Source organism: Bordetella tumbae, assembly GCF_054780995.1.
On record NZ_BAAGVG010000003.1, the window covers coordinates 302,946 to 315,990 of the forward strand.

13 protein-coding genes are annotated in these 13,045 nt (G+C 59.2%); 9 read left to right on the forward strand and 4 right to left on the reverse strand.

Features of this window, described 5'->3' with window-relative positions; genetic code table 11:
• Positions 1-101: 101 nt before the first annotated feature.
• The 3 genes from ACYVI2_RS02935 (at position 102) to ACYVI2_RS02945 (ending at position 3,401) form a co-directional block, all read left to right on the forward strand.
• The gene (locus tag ACYVI2_RS02935; RefSeq protein ID WP_415819083.1) at positions 102-1,055 is read left to right on the forward strand and encodes a LysR family transcriptional regulator; all 954 of its coding nucleotides are present in this window, start codon (positions 102-104) and stop codon (positions 1,053-1,055) included.
• 96 nt (positions 1,056-1,151) lie between these two features.
• Positions 1,152-2,423: a carboxylesterase family protein gene (locus tag ACYVI2_RS02940; RefSeq protein WP_415819082.1), complete on the forward strand. Its 1,272-nt coding sequence runs from the start codon at positions 1,152-1,154 to the stop codon at positions 2,421-2,423.
• A gap of 30 nt (positions 2,424-2,453) precedes the next feature.
• The gene (locus ACYVI2_RS02945) at positions 2,454-3,401 is read left to right on the forward strand and encodes a Bug family tripartite tricarboxylate transporter substrate binding protein (protein WP_415819081.1); all 948 of its coding nucleotides are present in this window, start codon (positions 2,454-2,456) and stop codon (positions 3,399-3,401) included.
• Between the two features lie 12 nt (positions 3,402-3,413).
• On the opposite strand, the gene ACYVI2_RS02950 is transcribed toward ACYVI2_RS02945, so the two are convergent.
• Complete coding sequence (locus ACYVI2_RS02950; RefSeq protein ID WP_415819080.1) at positions 3,414-4,271, reverse strand: LysR family transcriptional regulator; 858 nt, start codon at positions 4,269-4,271, stop codon at positions 3,414-3,416.
• An 82-nt stretch (positions 4,272-4,353) separates the two neighbouring features.
• Between ACYVI2_RS02950 and ACYVI2_RS02955 the strand changes: the two genes are divergently transcribed.
• The gene (locus tag ACYVI2_RS02955; RefSeq protein WP_415819079.1) at positions 4,354-4,746 is read left to right on the forward strand and encodes a tautomerase family protein; all 393 of its coding nucleotides are present in this window, start codon (positions 4,354-4,356) and stop codon (positions 4,744-4,746) included.
• A 280-nt stretch (positions 4,747-5,026) separates the two neighbouring features.
• Here ACYVI2_RS02955 and prpC read toward each other — a convergent pair whose 3' ends face one another.
• From prpC to ACYVI2_RS02970, 3 genes are all read right to left on the reverse strand, one after another.
• Entirely contained in the window at positions 5,027-6,232 is a 1,206-nt protein-coding gene (prpC, locus tag ACYVI2_RS02960; RefSeq protein WP_415819078.1) for a bifunctional 2-methylcitrate synthase/citrate synthase, read from the reverse strand.
• 94 nt (positions 6,233-6,326) lie between these two features.
• Positions 6,327-7,220, reverse strand: coding sequence for a methylisocitrate lyase (prpB, locus tag ACYVI2_RS02965; RefSeq protein WP_415806280.1), 894 nt, complete (start codon positions 7,218-7,220; stop codon positions 6,327-6,329).
• Between the two features lie 357 nt (positions 7,221-7,577).
• Positions 7,578-8,567, reverse strand: a complete 990-nt coding sequence (locus ACYVI2_RS02970) for a malate dehydrogenase (protein WP_460490260.1) — start codon at positions 8,565-8,567, stop codon at positions 7,578-7,580.
• 268 nt (positions 8,568-8,835) lie between these two features.
• Between ACYVI2_RS02970 and ACYVI2_RS02975 the strand changes: the two genes are divergently transcribed.
• The 5 genes from ACYVI2_RS02975 (at position 8,836) to ACYVI2_RS02995 (ending at position 13,045) form a co-directional block, all read left to right on the forward strand.
• Positions 8,836-9,615: a GntR family transcriptional regulator gene (locus ACYVI2_RS02975; RefSeq protein WP_415819076.1), complete on the forward strand. Its 780-nt coding sequence runs from the start codon at positions 8,836-8,838 to the stop codon at positions 9,613-9,615.
• 121 nt (positions 9,616-9,736) lie between these two features.
• Positions 9,737-10,150: a succinate dehydrogenase, cytochrome b556 subunit gene (sdhC, locus tag ACYVI2_RS02980; protein WP_415819075.1), complete on the forward strand. Its 414-nt coding sequence runs from the start codon at positions 9,737-9,739 to the stop codon at positions 10,148-10,150.
• Positions 10,150-10,533 carry a succinate dehydrogenase, hydrophobic membrane anchor protein gene (gene sdhD, locus ACYVI2_RS02985; protein ID WP_094820306.1) on the forward strand — a complete coding sequence of 128 codons (384 nt, stop codon included), beginning with the start codon at positions 10,150-10,152 and terminating at the stop codon, positions 10,531-10,533. The genes sdhC and sdhD overlap by 1 nt, the downstream gene beginning before the upstream one ends.
• Positions 10,534-10,536: 3 nt before the next feature.
• On the forward strand, positions 10,537-12,315 hold the full coding sequence (gene sdhA, locus ACYVI2_RS02990; protein ID WP_415819074.1) for a succinate dehydrogenase flavoprotein subunit: 1,779 nt from the start codon (positions 10,537-10,539) through the stop codon (positions 12,313-12,315).
• Between the two features lie 13 nt (positions 12,316-12,328).
• A complete protein-coding gene (locus tag ACYVI2_RS02995; RefSeq protein WP_415819073.1) occupies positions 12,329-13,045 on the forward strand; it encodes a succinate dehydrogenase iron-sulfur subunit in 717 nt (238 codons plus the stop codon).

Sequence of the window (13,045 nt, forward strand, 5' to 3'; positions counted from 1 at the left end):
GTGAAAGTCATGATAATCGAAAGACATTGACCAGTATCAGCCCTCATTGTCAGCACGTCGTTCCAAGGGAATAATCAGGCCACTGTTTTCTAAGGTCTCGTATGATTCCCTTCAAAGGCAAATTGCGGGTACGCCATTTGGAAATTGTGTTGATAGTCGCCGAGTTGGGCAATTTGTCCAAAGCGGCCGCGCAACTCAACACGACGCAATCGGGCCTGTCCCGGGCAATCGCGGAGATCGAAGAGCTCGTCGGCGCCAGGCTGTTTGAACGGGCTGCAAAAGGAACGTCATGTACGCCCTTGGGAATGGCGATGTGCCGTCACGCGCGGCAACTGCTCGTGGACTTCCGGCGCGCAGAGATCGAGTTGGCTGCGATATCCCGTGGCGATGAAGGCAGCTTGACCGTTGGGGGCTTTTCGATGTTTGCTGGCTGGCCTATTGCGCCTGCAGCTCGTCGTTTTCAAGCAAAGTATCCACGTGTCATGCTGACGATTGAAGTTGGGTCACATGAGCAACTCATAGAACAGTTGGATGCCGGTGCCATTGACGTACTGATCAGCCGATATAGCGCCGCCGTGAATCCTCAGATCTATCGTTCGATAGCGCTCGTGCATGATGCCGTGATATTGGCGTGTTCGAATCGGCACCCTCTGGTCGATCAACCACAAAGTACGCTTGAGGACTATGTCCGCTATCCATGGATTACGGCATTGCCTGGCAGCCGCATTCGGGGCGAACTTGAGCGCCGTTTGATCCAAGATGGATTTTCGGTGCCGGACATGGTGGGCGCGCTGTCACCAGAGTTCAGTATGGAAATGCTGCAAGGTGGTCATTATCTGTGGCTCATGCCAGGCAGTGTGGCGGCGATCAGGCAGGCGCGGGGTGAGCTCATCATGCTGCCGGTGCTGCCGCCCGTACAGCGTTCGCCGCTATCGGCTATCTGGCGGCGGGATCGCCCTAGCACCAGGCCTGTGCGCGCGTTTTCTTCTGTGCTGGCGCAAGCCATCCGCGCAGACAGGGATGTTCTGCAGCGCCAGCAATACGAAGTGTTCTAGGGCATGCGTAATACGCATGACATTTGTCGAAAGTTGCATGTCTTAGCTAGACGAATCGCCCCTACCATAGTCTCTCGTTGATGAAGAGAGCGGGCGATGAGTGACGCAGTCGAAGTTGGTTTGCCTCAAGGTACGCTGCGCGGCTTGCGCGCAGCGGGTATCAGTCGTTTTTGCGGAATCCCTTATGGCCAAGCGCCCATTGGCCCATTGCGCTTTGCCGCCCCTGAGCCCGCGTGTTGGAGCGGACAGCTGAATGTGACAGGCCCCGCGCCGATTGCCCCGCAGTTGCCATCTCGATTGCGCGATGCAATGGGCGACTTCATCGCCACGCAAGACGAAGACTGTCTACGCTTGACGATATGGACGCCCGGCACTGATGCCGCGCGCCGTCCGGTCGTGATTTGGCTGCATGGCGGTGCATGGCAAAGCGGAGGCATCTTGCCTTGGTATGACGGCGCGCGATTGGCGGCGCAAGGGGATGTGGTGGTCGTGGCTGTCAGCTATCGCCTCGCTGCGTTGGGATGGTTGGCGTTGCCGGGAGGGATGCCCAACGCCGGTTTGCTTGACCAGGAATTGGCCGTGGATTGGGTCATTAAGCACATCGCAGCATTTGGTGGAGATCCTGCGGCATTGACATTGATGGGGCAGTCGGCAGGGGCTTCGTCTATTTGCGCGATGCTTGCTCGGCAACCGCGGTTTTCTCGCGCGATCTTGCAAAGCGCGGCGTTGGGCCGAGGTTGGCGCAGTGCCGCTCAAGGCGAGAGACTGGCGCAAGCCTACATGAATGCTTGTGGCGTGCGTTCACTGGACGAGGCCCGGGAATTACCTGTCAGCACATTGTTGGCCGCACAGCAGCATCCTGTCGTATTACAGGCATTGCAAGACGAGGGCAGTGGCCGCTCGCTGTTTGCTCCAGTGCGCGACGGCGCCATTCTGCCCGAGGACATGGACGCCGCGTTGGCGCGTGCGGTAGCGCGCGCAGACGTCCTGGTCTCTTATACCCGAGACGAAATGGCAGCGTTTCCGGGGCAGGGTGTCAATGCAGCGAGTGCTGCGCTGGGTGACGAATTTTTTGATCAACCCGCTCGGGCCTGGGCTGCCAATGCGGCCAGGCATGGCCGACAGTCCTGGCTGGCTCGCTTTGACGTTGCACCGACGGCTCGTTTCGGCGCGTGCCATTGTATCGAGTTGCCGTTCGTCTTCGGCAATCTGGATGTGTTCGCCCATGCGCCTATGTTGCAGGGACTCAGCGCCGGCGCAGCCGCATCACTCTCGCAACAAACGCAGCGCGCCTGGATTGCTTTTATCCGAGGCCAGTCGCCCGGCTGGCCGCCAGCGCCGCATCAACAAGCGTTGACTGCGCACTAAAACGATGACGAAAACTTCAAAGGGGAACTCATGTTGCGACGTGTCTTAGTCATGTTGGCTGCCGTGCTGTTGGCGAACGCAGCCCATGCGGAATATCCTGATCGTCCTGTACGTATCATCGTGTCCAACCCGGCAGGCGGCCCAGTAGACGTCATGCTGCGGGTGTTGGCCACCAGGCTGTCCGAAACATGGAGACAACCCGTTATTGTCGAGAATCGTCCGGGCGCATCGGGCATCATCAGTACAGGCGCGCTACTGAAGGCGCCACCCGACGGTTATACCTTGGGCATGGTGGTGGCATCGGCCATCACTATCGTTCCCTTTGCGGTTGACGATTTCGATCCCATCGATGACCTACAGCCTATCTCGCTGGTTGCGCGCACGCCGTTTCTTTTTGTCGTCGCCGCAGACAGTCCATTAAAAACATGGGACGATTTCGTCCGTGAGAGCAAAAAACGCGAACTCAATGTCGGTTCGTTTTCCATCGGCACTGCCTTTCATTTGGTTTGGGAGCAAACGGCGCGCAGGGCGGGCATCAAAGCACTTTATGCGCCATCCTCCTCGTCCGGTACTACTCTCAACGACTTGATCGGAGGGCAGTTGGATGTGGCGTTGGATGCCCCTTCGAGCGCCAAAGGTTTAGTGGACAGCGGGAGATTGCGTGGTTTGGCCATCACTAGCCCGCAGCGTTTTGCCGGTATGCCTGATACGCCGACGTTGCAAGAGTCCGGTATGAGCGGTTATGCGCCGCAACCCTGGATCGGCCTGATGGCGCCAACGGGTATTCCTGCCGAGCGCGTCACTGCGATTCAGCTCGCGGTCTCCACCATCCTGCAAGAGCCGGCGATGAAAGCGCAAATGCAAACACTCGGAATGATCCCCATCGGCAGTACGCCGGAGGTGCTCGCGTCAACGATCAAGACGGATCGTGCCGAGATGGCGCCTCTCATTAAAGAGTTGGGAATACGCCTGAAATAAGCTCGCGACAGCTTATCCCCGCGCCGCGGCCTTGAATGCTGCGGACAGCGCAATCAGCGTATCGGTCGCTCGCGGCGATTTGACTCGGGTATGCAACAAGATCGGCAGGCTGGGCAGTGCAGGCAGGCCCAGTTTGGAACCTATGTCGACAGCGCCGAAAGGCAACATCCGGGGGGCCAATGCCGCGATGCCTAACCCCGCCATGACCGCTGCGGCGACGGCCGCTACGCCACCGCCAACAAACACTTCGGTCCAGGGCACTGCGGCTTCATCCAGCAGCTTGCCGGCTAGCGCTCTTACGCCGCACGGCTCGGCGAGGGTGGCTAGCGGTAGTGGCTCATTTGCTCGCGGCTGCCAACCAGGTGCTGCAAACCAGCCTAGCGTTTCTTCCGCGAGCACCTGCCCGTCAGTGCGTCCCAAATGTTGCCGGACGATCACGGTATCAAACTCTCGTCGTTCGTACCGCTGAATCAAATCGCCGGATGAACCGATGCGAATTTCGATCACCAAATCGGGGTCTTGCGCATTCATGCGCGAGATCAAGGCAGGCAGCTCCGGCCCGGCGACATGGTCGCTGATGCCGATGGTCAGACGTTGCCGGGTTCCAGAAAAAACCGATAGCGCGCGATCGTGGGCGTCCAGCAATGCGCGTGCATGCTCCAAGAACGCATTGCCTTGTGCAGATAGCTCCACATATCGGGGCGTGCGCTCCACCAGTCGGAATCCCACTCTGTCCTCAAGCCGCTTGAGTTTCAGGCTGACCGCAGCCTGAGTTATCTGCAGCGCTTCGGCGGCACGCGTGAAGCTGCCCAGCTCGACGATTTGCACGAACGCCCGCACTGCGTCTAGGTCTAGAGAGGTCGCTATCATTTCAAATATTTATTAATGAAATAAGTATAAATAGCTTATCAGAATAGATACGATGAGTGCGTCCATCACCAGGAGCACTGCTATGCCATTCGTTCATGTTTCATTGCGCACGGGAAAGCCAGAAGCCTATCGGCAGGCAATTTTCAACAATGTGTACCGCGCATTGCGAGAGACGTTCAACGTCCCTGAAGACGATCAATTCATGATCTTGACCGAGCACGAGGCGGCGAACTTTCGCTACAGTCCCTCGTATATGAATGTCGCCCGCAGCGACGACCTGGTCTACATCCAGATGACTGTCAGCAATACACGAGACCTGGACCAGAAAAAAGCGCTGTTCCAGCGACTCGTGAAATTACTTGGCGAGGATCCAGGCATCCGTCCTGAGGACGTATTCATCAACCTCGTCGAAGTCGTCAAAGAAAACTGGTCCTTCGGCCACGGCCACGCCCAGTACGCCTCAAACCAAAATTAACGCGCATCGCCGTTCTCAATCAGAGCAACCGCAAGCAGGAGGGCGTCGCGCGATAACTCTCGTCAATAAATGCAGTTGCAAGCCGGGGGCCGTCGCCTATAAGCCCCACCGGCCCGTTGAACCGCGGGCAGTCCCCGAAGGGGACCTCGGCCCCTGCTAATGGGCCGAGCCGCGGTGATAGGGCCGGTGGGGCTTATAGGCGACGGCCCCCGGCGTCTAAAGAACTCATCGATCCGCGAGCAACTACTACCCCAACGCTCGCATGATCAACACCTACCCGTTATTTACGCTTTTCCAACGGCACATACTTCAGATCATCCGGCCCGATATAGTTAGCCGTAGGACGAATGATCTTGTTATCGACCCGCTGCTCAATGATGTGAGCCGACCACCCCGCCGTACGCGCAATCACGAACAGCGGCGTGAACATGGCCGTAGGCACGCCCATCATGTGATAGCTGACCGCCGAGAACCAATCCAGGTTCGGGAACATCTTTTTGACTTCCCACATCACCGTTTCCAGACGCTCGGCGATGTCGAACATCTTGGTGCTGCCGGCCTTCTTGGAAAGCTTGTGTGCCACTTCCTTGATGACCTTGTTGCGCGGATCCGAAACCGTATAGACAGGGTGACCAAAACCGATGACGACTTCCTTGGCTTCGACGCGGCGGCGGATGTCGGCCTCTGCCTCCTCCGGGCTGTCATAGCGCTTCTGGATTTCGAAAGCCACCTCGTTGGCGCCACCGTGTTTCGGGCCGCGCAGCGCGCCGATCCCGCCGGTAATCGCCGAATAAATATCCGAGCCGGTGCCGGCAATGACGCGGCTGGTGAACGTCGAGGCGTTGAACTCATGCTCGGCGTACAGGATCAGCGACGTATGCATGGCGCGGACCCATTCGTCGGACGGCTTCTTGCCATGCAGCAGATGCAGGAAATGGCCGCCGATGCTGTCATCATCCGTTTGCACATCGATGACGCGGCCGTTGTGGCTGTAGTGATACCAGTACAGCAACGAGGAACCCAGATTAGCCATCAAACGATCGGCGATGTCACGCGCATCGGGGATGTTGTGATCGTCCTTTTCAGGCAATACGCAGCCCAGCACTGAGACGGCGGTACGCATTACGTCCATCGGATGGCTAGCGGCGGGCAGGCTTTCCAGCACGTTTTGCAGTTGCACCGGCAGGCCACGCAGCGCACGCAGTTTTTCCTTGTAGGCTTTTAGCTCAGCCTTGTTCGGCAGTTTGCCATGCACCAGCAAATGCGCGATTTCTTCGAACTCGGCCTCGCCGGCAAAATCCAGGATGTCGTAGCCGCGATAGTGCAAATCGTTACCCGTGCGGCCGACAGTACACAGCGCCGTATTACCGGCCACGACACCCGACAACGCGACGGATTTTTTAGGTTTGAAGCCCGCCTTTTCTTCTGTCGGAGCCCCCGTTTTGGTGGTCTCGGCCGTAGCGGCTTGTTTCTTCGATGTGCTCATGTCTCTGACTCCTTTCCTTTGTTGGCGTCAAATGGGGCGAAAGTAGGACTTGCAGTACTGGCCGGTGGAAAATCCAGGCCGGCCAGTACGGGAATTACTTGTTTTTGCCTTGCTGGAATAGCGCGTCCAATTGCGATTCGAATGCGTGATAGCCGATGCGATCGTACAACTCGTCGCGCGTCTGCATCGTGTCCAGCACGTTCTTTTGGTGGCCGTCGCGGCGGATCGCCTGGTACACGTTTTCAGCAGCCTTGTTCATGGCGCGGAAGGCGGACAAGGGGTACAGCACCATAGCCACATTGACGCTGGCGAGCTCTTCCACGGTGAATAACGGTGTCTTGCCGAACTCGGTGATGTTGGCCAACACCGGTACGTTGACGGCTTTGACGAATCGATCATAGGTCGGCAGATCGTAGGCGGCTTCGGCAAAGATCGCGTCAGCGCCTGCTTCGACACATGCCAATGCGCGTTCGATCGCTGCATCTACGCCGTGCGAGGCAATCGCATCGGTGCGAGCGATCAGATAAAAATCCGAATCCGTGCGAGCGTCGGCAGCGGCTTTGACGCGATCGGCCATTTCCTCGGTGCTGACGATTTCCTTGCCGGGACGATGGCCGCAGCGTTTGGCGCCGACCTGGTCTTCGATATGGCAGGCTGCAGCGCCGAATTTGATCAGGCTCTTGACGGTACGGGCAATGTTGAATGCGGACGGACCGAAGCCCGTGTCGATGTCGACCAGCAATGGCACGTCGCACACATCGGTGATGCGCCGTACATCCGTCAGCACATCGTCCAGCGTGTTGATGCCCAGGTCGGGCAGGCCGAGCGAACCGGCAGCGACGCCGCCGCCAGACAGATAAATGGCGCGGTATCCGGCACGCTTGGCCAGTAATGCGTGATTGGCGTTGATGGCGCCGATGATTTGCAGCGGGCTTTCTTCTGCCAGCGCCTGGCGAAAGAGGGCGCCAGGAGAGGTAGGACGGGTCATGAGCGAGTCTCCGTGAATGGCTGGGCGCTCAGTCTGGCGCCAGGGCCTGATTGATGATGCAGAAACGCCGTCCGTGGTCTGATGCCAATGAAAGGCCGGCGGCGCATACCGCATACGGATCAAATGAGCAGCAATGGGCTGCGCAATAAATCTGTTTCCTCGTGCCAGGCTGCATCGAGGCCTGATCGGGTGTTCCAGCGGGTCTTTTTGTCCGACAGTCGCGGATGGCTTCCGGTGAGGAAAGTCATTTTTTTCGGACGAGTGACCACTGCGTGGACGGGGAAGCAACAGATTTATTACGGCGCGGCAGTGTCGCCGCGCCGCCCGCCAGGCCTGCGGCCTGGCAGCTTGCGGAGATTACTTCAGCAAGTCTTTCACGCCGTCGCGCTCTTCGAGCAACTCTTTCAGCGTGAAGTCCATGCGCTCGCGCGAGAAGGCGTCGATTTCCAGGCCTTCGACACGCTTGTATTCGCCGTTTTCGGTCGTGACCGGCACGCCGTAGATGATGCCTTCGGGGATGCCATAGGAACCATCGGACGGAACACCCATGGTGACCCATTTGCCGTTGCTGCCCAGCACCCAGTCACGCACGTGATCGATGGCGGCGTTGGCAGCCGACGCTGCCGACGACAGGCCGCGCGCATCGATGATGGCGGCGCCACGCTTGCCCACGGTGGGGATGAAGGTGTCACGATTCCAAGCGTCGTCATTGATCAGCTTGGTCAGGCTCTCGCCGCCAACGGTGGCAAAGCGGAAGTCGGGGTACATGGTGGGCGAGTGGTTGCCCCACACGACCAGTTTTTCGATATCGGCGACGGCTTTGCCCGACTTGGCGGCCAGTTGCGACAGGGCACGGTTGTGGTCCAGGCGCAGCATGGCGGTGAAGTTCTTTGCGGGCAGATCCGGCGCGGACTTCATGGCGATGTAGGCGTTGGTGTTGGCCGGGTTGCCCACGACCAGGACCTTGACGTTGCGGCTGGCGACATCGTTCAGGGCCTTGCCCTGTGCCGTGAAGATCTGGGCGTTGACGCTCAGCAGGTCTTTGCGCTCCATGCCGGGGCCGCGGGGGCGGGCGCCGACCAGCAGGGCCACGTCAGCGTCTTTGAAGGCGGTGCGGGGGTCGCTGTGAGCGGTGATTTCCTGCAGCAACGGGAAGGCGCAGTCATCCAATTCCATGATGACGCCCTTCAGGGCCTTTTGCGCTTTTTCGTCAGGGATTTCCAGCAGTTGCAGAATGACCGGTTGGTCTTTTCCCAGCATTTCGCCCGAGGCGATGCGAAATAGCAGGGCGTAGCCGATTTGGCCGGCGGCGCCGGTGACGGCGACACGCAAGGCGGGCTTGGACATGAACGTTCTCCGTGATGAGTTCGACGAGAAAAAATCTCGCAATCAGTGTAATCGCTGGGCGCCGCTGCGTGCGTCGCCATCTATGTCTCAGGTAACTGCAAATCCTAGATCGAATTTACGTTTGCGTCAATTGCTCTTATATCTTATATAAGACATAAGACGTTGGACAGTGCCGCGCCTGTTATGCCACAATACTGCGTTTGCCCGGCACTTTGATCCTGCCTTCGCAGGGGTCGACAGGCCGACAGACAACGCTGATAAAACCACTATGGCAGACCCTAGGCCCGAACCTCCGCTACGACATCGCACCGCTCGTCCGGCGAGCGAGGGGGCCGCTTTCAGTCCGCTATATCGCCAGATCAAAGAATTACTGGTGCAGAGCCTCGAACGCGGCGAATGGAAGCCCGGCGAGTTGATCCCCAGCGAGATCGATCTGGCTTCGCGCTTTCAGGTCAGCCAGGGCACGGTACGCAAGGCCGTTGACGAGCTGGCTGCCGAACATCTCCTATTACGACGCCAAGGCAAAGGCACCTTTGTCGCGACACATCACGAGGCGCGCGTGCGCTATCGCTTTCTGCGGCTCGCTGCCGACGAGGAAGGCGAGGGCGGTCGCGCCGAGAGCTGTATCCTCGAATGCCGGCGCCTGCGTGCGCCTGCCGAGGTTGCCCGCGCGCTTGAGTTACGCGCCGGCGAGACCGTCGTGATGATTCGCCGCCAATTGTCCATGAACCTCCGTCCCACCGTCATCGACGACATCTGGTTGCCAGGCTCGGTATTCCGTGGCCTGAGCCTGGAGTTGCTGACGGCAAACAAGGCCCCGCTCTACGGCCTGTTTGAAACCGAGTTCGGGGTCAGCATGGTGCGTGCCGATGAAAAATTACGCGCCGTCGCGGCGCCGGCTGAAATTGCGGGCTTGCTGGGCGTCGAGCCCGGCGCGCCGTTGTTACAAGTCGACCGCGTGTCATATACCTACGGAGACCGTCCGGTGGAAATCCGCCGCGGTCTCTATCTGACTGATCACTACCATTACCGCAATAGTTTGAATTGATGAGCTTTTTTCCCACCATTTGATACCAACCGTTCTCTAGGCGAAAATAGCGTGTTTGTCCGCAAGGGCAACTCCAAATTTCGTTGTCACGAATCCCTAGCACCGTAACACCGAGGCCGTCATGTCCGACACCGCTGCCAAGCCACGTCCGCAGTTTCGCAATATTGGCATTGCACAAATCGCCAAATACCGCCTGCCCCTGGCAGGAAAACTGTCCATCTTGCACCGCGTTAGCGGCGCGCTGCTGTTTGTCTGTCTTCCCTTGGTCATTCTGCCGCTCTTCGCGGCCAGCGTGGCCTCGCCCGAAAGCTACGCTCAGATTGCCGAATACGCGGGTAACCCGTTGGTGAAACTGGTGTTCCTGGTGTTGGTGTGGGGGTATCTGCACCATTTCTGCGCCGGTATCCGCTACCTGATGCTGGACCTGCACATCGGTCTGGATAAAGTCTCGGCCCAGAAAAGCGCCGGTGTGGCTTTTGGTGTCAGCCTGGCGCTGACGCTGGTCTTCGCTCTCAAATTGTTCGGAGTTCTGTAATGGCTGATACCAAAAACTACGGCCCCAAGCGCCTGGTTGTGGGAGCCCACTACGGCGTCATCGATTTCATCGCACAACGCATCACGGCTGTCATCATGGCCGTGTACACCCTGGTATTGATCGTCGGCTTCCTGGTGATGCCGTCGTTCTCCTACGAAAACTGGAAGGCCCTGTTTACCTTCCACGCAGGCCCGATTCCGGCTGGTCAGATGCTGGCCAGCTTGTTCTTCTTTGCGTTGGCCTGGCACGCCTGGATCGGCGTGCGCGACATCTGGATGGACTACGTCAAGCCCACGGGCGTGCGCCTGCTGTTGCAAGTGCTGACGATCCTCTGGCTGGTTGCCTCGGTCGTCTATTTCGCGAAAATCCTCTGGAGTATCTAAGCCGTGGTCTCTGTCATGAATTCCCTGCCACGCCGCCAATTTGATGTGGTGGTCGTCGGCGCCGGCGGAGCCGGCATGCGTTGTTCGCTGCAACTGGCCCAGGCTGGCCTGTCCGTAGCTGTTCTGTCCAAAGTATTCCCGACCCGTTCGCACACCGTGGCAGCCCAAGGCGGCGTGAGCGCCTCGCTGGGCAACATGAGCGAAGACAACTGGTACTGGCACATGTACGACACCGTCAAAGGTTCGGACTGGCTGGGTGACCAGGACGCCATCGAATTCATGTGCCGCGAAGCCCCCAACGCGGTCTACGAACTCGAGCATTTCGGCATGCCGTTTGACCGGAATGCCGACGGTACGATCTACCAACGTCCATTCGGTGGACACACTGCGAATTTTGGTGAAAAACCCGTGCAGCGCGCCTGTGCCGCTGCCGACCGTACCGGCCACGCCTTGTTGCACACGCTGTATCAGCGCAACGTGGCGGCCCGTACGCAGTTCTTCGTCGAATGGATGGCGCTGGACCTGCTGCGTAACGAGGCGGGCGATGTCGTCGGTGTGACCGCGCTCGAAATGGAAACGGGCGAGGTCTACATCCTCGAAGCCAAGACCACGGTGCTGGCCACCGGTGGCGCTGGCCGTATCTGGGCGGCTTCCACCAACGCCTTCATCAACACCGGTGACGGCCTGGGCATGGCGGCTCGTGCCGGCATCCCGCTGCAAGACATGGAATTCTGGCAATTCCACCCGACCGGCGTGGCTGGCGCGGGCGTGCTGATTACCGAAGGCGTACGCGGCGAAGGCGGCATCCTCTTGAACAAGGATGGCGAGCGCTTCATGGAGCGCTACGCGCCCACGCTGAAAGACTTGGCCCCGCGTGACTTCGTGTCGCGCTCGATGGACCAGGAAATCAAAGAAGGCCGTGGTTGCGGTCCCGACGGCAGCTACGTGGTGCTCAAGCTCGATCACCTCGGCGCCGACGTCATCAACAAGCGTCTGCCCTCGATCCGCGAAATCGCGATCAAGTTCGGCAACGTCGATCCGATCAAAGAACCGATCCCGGTCGTGCCGACCATCCACTATCAGATGGGCGGTATTCCGGCCAACTACCACGGCCAGGTGCTGAGCCGCGTCAATGGTGAAAACAAGGTCATCAACGGCCTGTACGCCATCGGTGAATGCGCTGCCGTGTCGGTGCACGGCGCCAACCGCCTGGGCACCAACTCGCTGCTCGACCTGATCGTGTTCGGCCGCGCCACGGGTAATCACATCGTGAATTCGCATCCCGAGCGCCAGCACGCGCACCAGCCTGTGCCCAAAGAAGCCGTCGATTTCTCGATGGACCGTCTGGCCAAGCTCGAGAGCCGTACCTCCGGCGAAAAGACGCAAGACGTCGCCAACGCCATCCGCGTGTCGATGCAGCGTCACTGCGGCGTGTTCCGTACGCTGGAATTGCTCAACGAGGGTGTGGGTCAGATCGAAGACCTCGCCAAGCAAGCCGAGCACATCTACTACAAGGACAAGTCCAAGGTCTTCAACATGGCTCGCGTCGAGGCCCTCGAGGTCGCGAACATGACCGAGGTGGCACGCGCCACCATCAAGTCGGCGGCCAATCGTACCGAAAGCCGTGGCGCACATGCGCTGGACGACCACCCGACCCGCGACGACGAAAACTGGCTGAAGCATACCCTTTGGTACTCCGAAGGCAGCCGCCTGGACTACAAACCCGTCCAGATGAAGCCCATGACCGTCGAGTCCTTCCCGCCCAAAGCGCGTACTTTCTAAGCAGGATGCTGTGATGAGCACCAAGAGAATCGTCAAATTCGAGATTTACCGCTACGATCCGGACAAGGACGAGCGCCCGTACATGCAAAAGCTGGAAGTCGAGCTCCAGCCCACCGACAAGATGCTGCTCGATGCACTCGTGCGCATCAAGAACGACGTGGACGACAGCCTGTCGCTGCGCCGCTCGTGCCGCGAAGGCGTGTGCGGTTCCGACGCCATGAACATCAATGGCAAGAACGGCCTGTCCTGCACGACCAACCTGCTCGAGCTAAAGGAACCCATCGTTCTGAAGCCGCTGCCAGGCCTGCCCGTGATCCGCGACCTGATCGTGGACATGACGCACTTCTTCAATCAGTACCACTCGGTGCGTCCGTATCTGATCAACGATACGCCGCCGCCCGAGCGCGAGCGCCTGCAGTCGCCCGAGGCGCGCGAAGAGCTCGACGGCCTGTACGAGTGCATTCTGTGCGCTTGCTGCTCGACGTCCTGCCCGTCGTTCTGGTGGAACCCCGACAAGTTCGTCGGTCCCGCCGGCCTGCTGCAAGCCTACCGCTTTATCGCCGATAGCCGCGACGAAGCCACGGGTTCCCGTCTGGACAACCTCGAGGATCCGTACCGCCTGTTCCGTTGCCACACCATCATGAACTGTGTCGATGTCTGTCCCAAGGGTCTGAACCCGACCAAGGCAATCGGCAAGATCAAGGAACTGATGGTTCGCCGCACGGTCTAG

Coding starts and splice junctions, on each gene's coding strand:
- ACYVI2_RS02970 (WP_460490260.1), bottom strand. CDS start 8,567: ATGTCCAAGCCCGCCTTGCGTGTCGCCGTCACCGGCGCCGCCGGCCAA.
- sdhD (WP_094820306.1), top strand. CDS start 10,150: ATGGCTGATACCAAAAACTACGGCCCCAAGCGCCTGGTTGTGGGAGCC.
- ACYVI2_RS02950 (WP_415819080.1), bottom strand. CDS start 4,271: ATGATAGCGACCTCTCTAGACCTAGACGCAGTGCGGGCGTTCGTGCAA.
- prpC (WP_415819078.1), bottom strand. CDS start 6,232: ATGAGCACATCGAAGAAACAAGCCGCTACGGCCGAGACCACCAAAACG.
- prpB (WP_415806280.1), bottom strand. CDS start 7,220: ATGACCCGTCCTACCTCTCCTGGCGCCCTCTTTCGCCAGGCGCTGGCA.
- ACYVI2_RS02935 (WP_415819083.1), top strand. CDS start 102: ATGATTCCCTTCAAAGGCAAATTGCGGGTACGCCATTTGGAAATTGTG.
- ACYVI2_RS02940 (WP_415819082.1), top strand. CDS start 1,152: ATGAGTGACGCAGTCGAAGTTGGTTTGCCTCAAGGTACGCTGCGCGGC.
- ACYVI2_RS02955 (WP_415819079.1), top strand. CDS start 4,354: ATGCCATTCGTTCATGTTTCATTGCGCACGGGAAAGCCAGAAGCCTAT.
- ACYVI2_RS02945 (WP_415819081.1), top strand. CDS start 2,454: ATGTTGCGACGTGTCTTAGTCATGTTGGCTGCCGTGCTGTTGGCGAAC.
- sdhC (WP_415819075.1), top strand. CDS start 9,737: ATGTCCGACACCGCTGCCAAGCCACGTCCGCAGTTTCGCAATATTGGC.
- ACYVI2_RS02995 (WP_415819073.1), top strand. CDS start 12,329: ATGAGCACCAAGAGAATCGTCAAATTCGAGATTTACCGCTACGATCCG.
- ACYVI2_RS02975 (WP_415819076.1), top strand. CDS start 8,836: ATGGCAGACCCTAGGCCCGAACCTCCGCTACGACATCGCACCGCTCGT.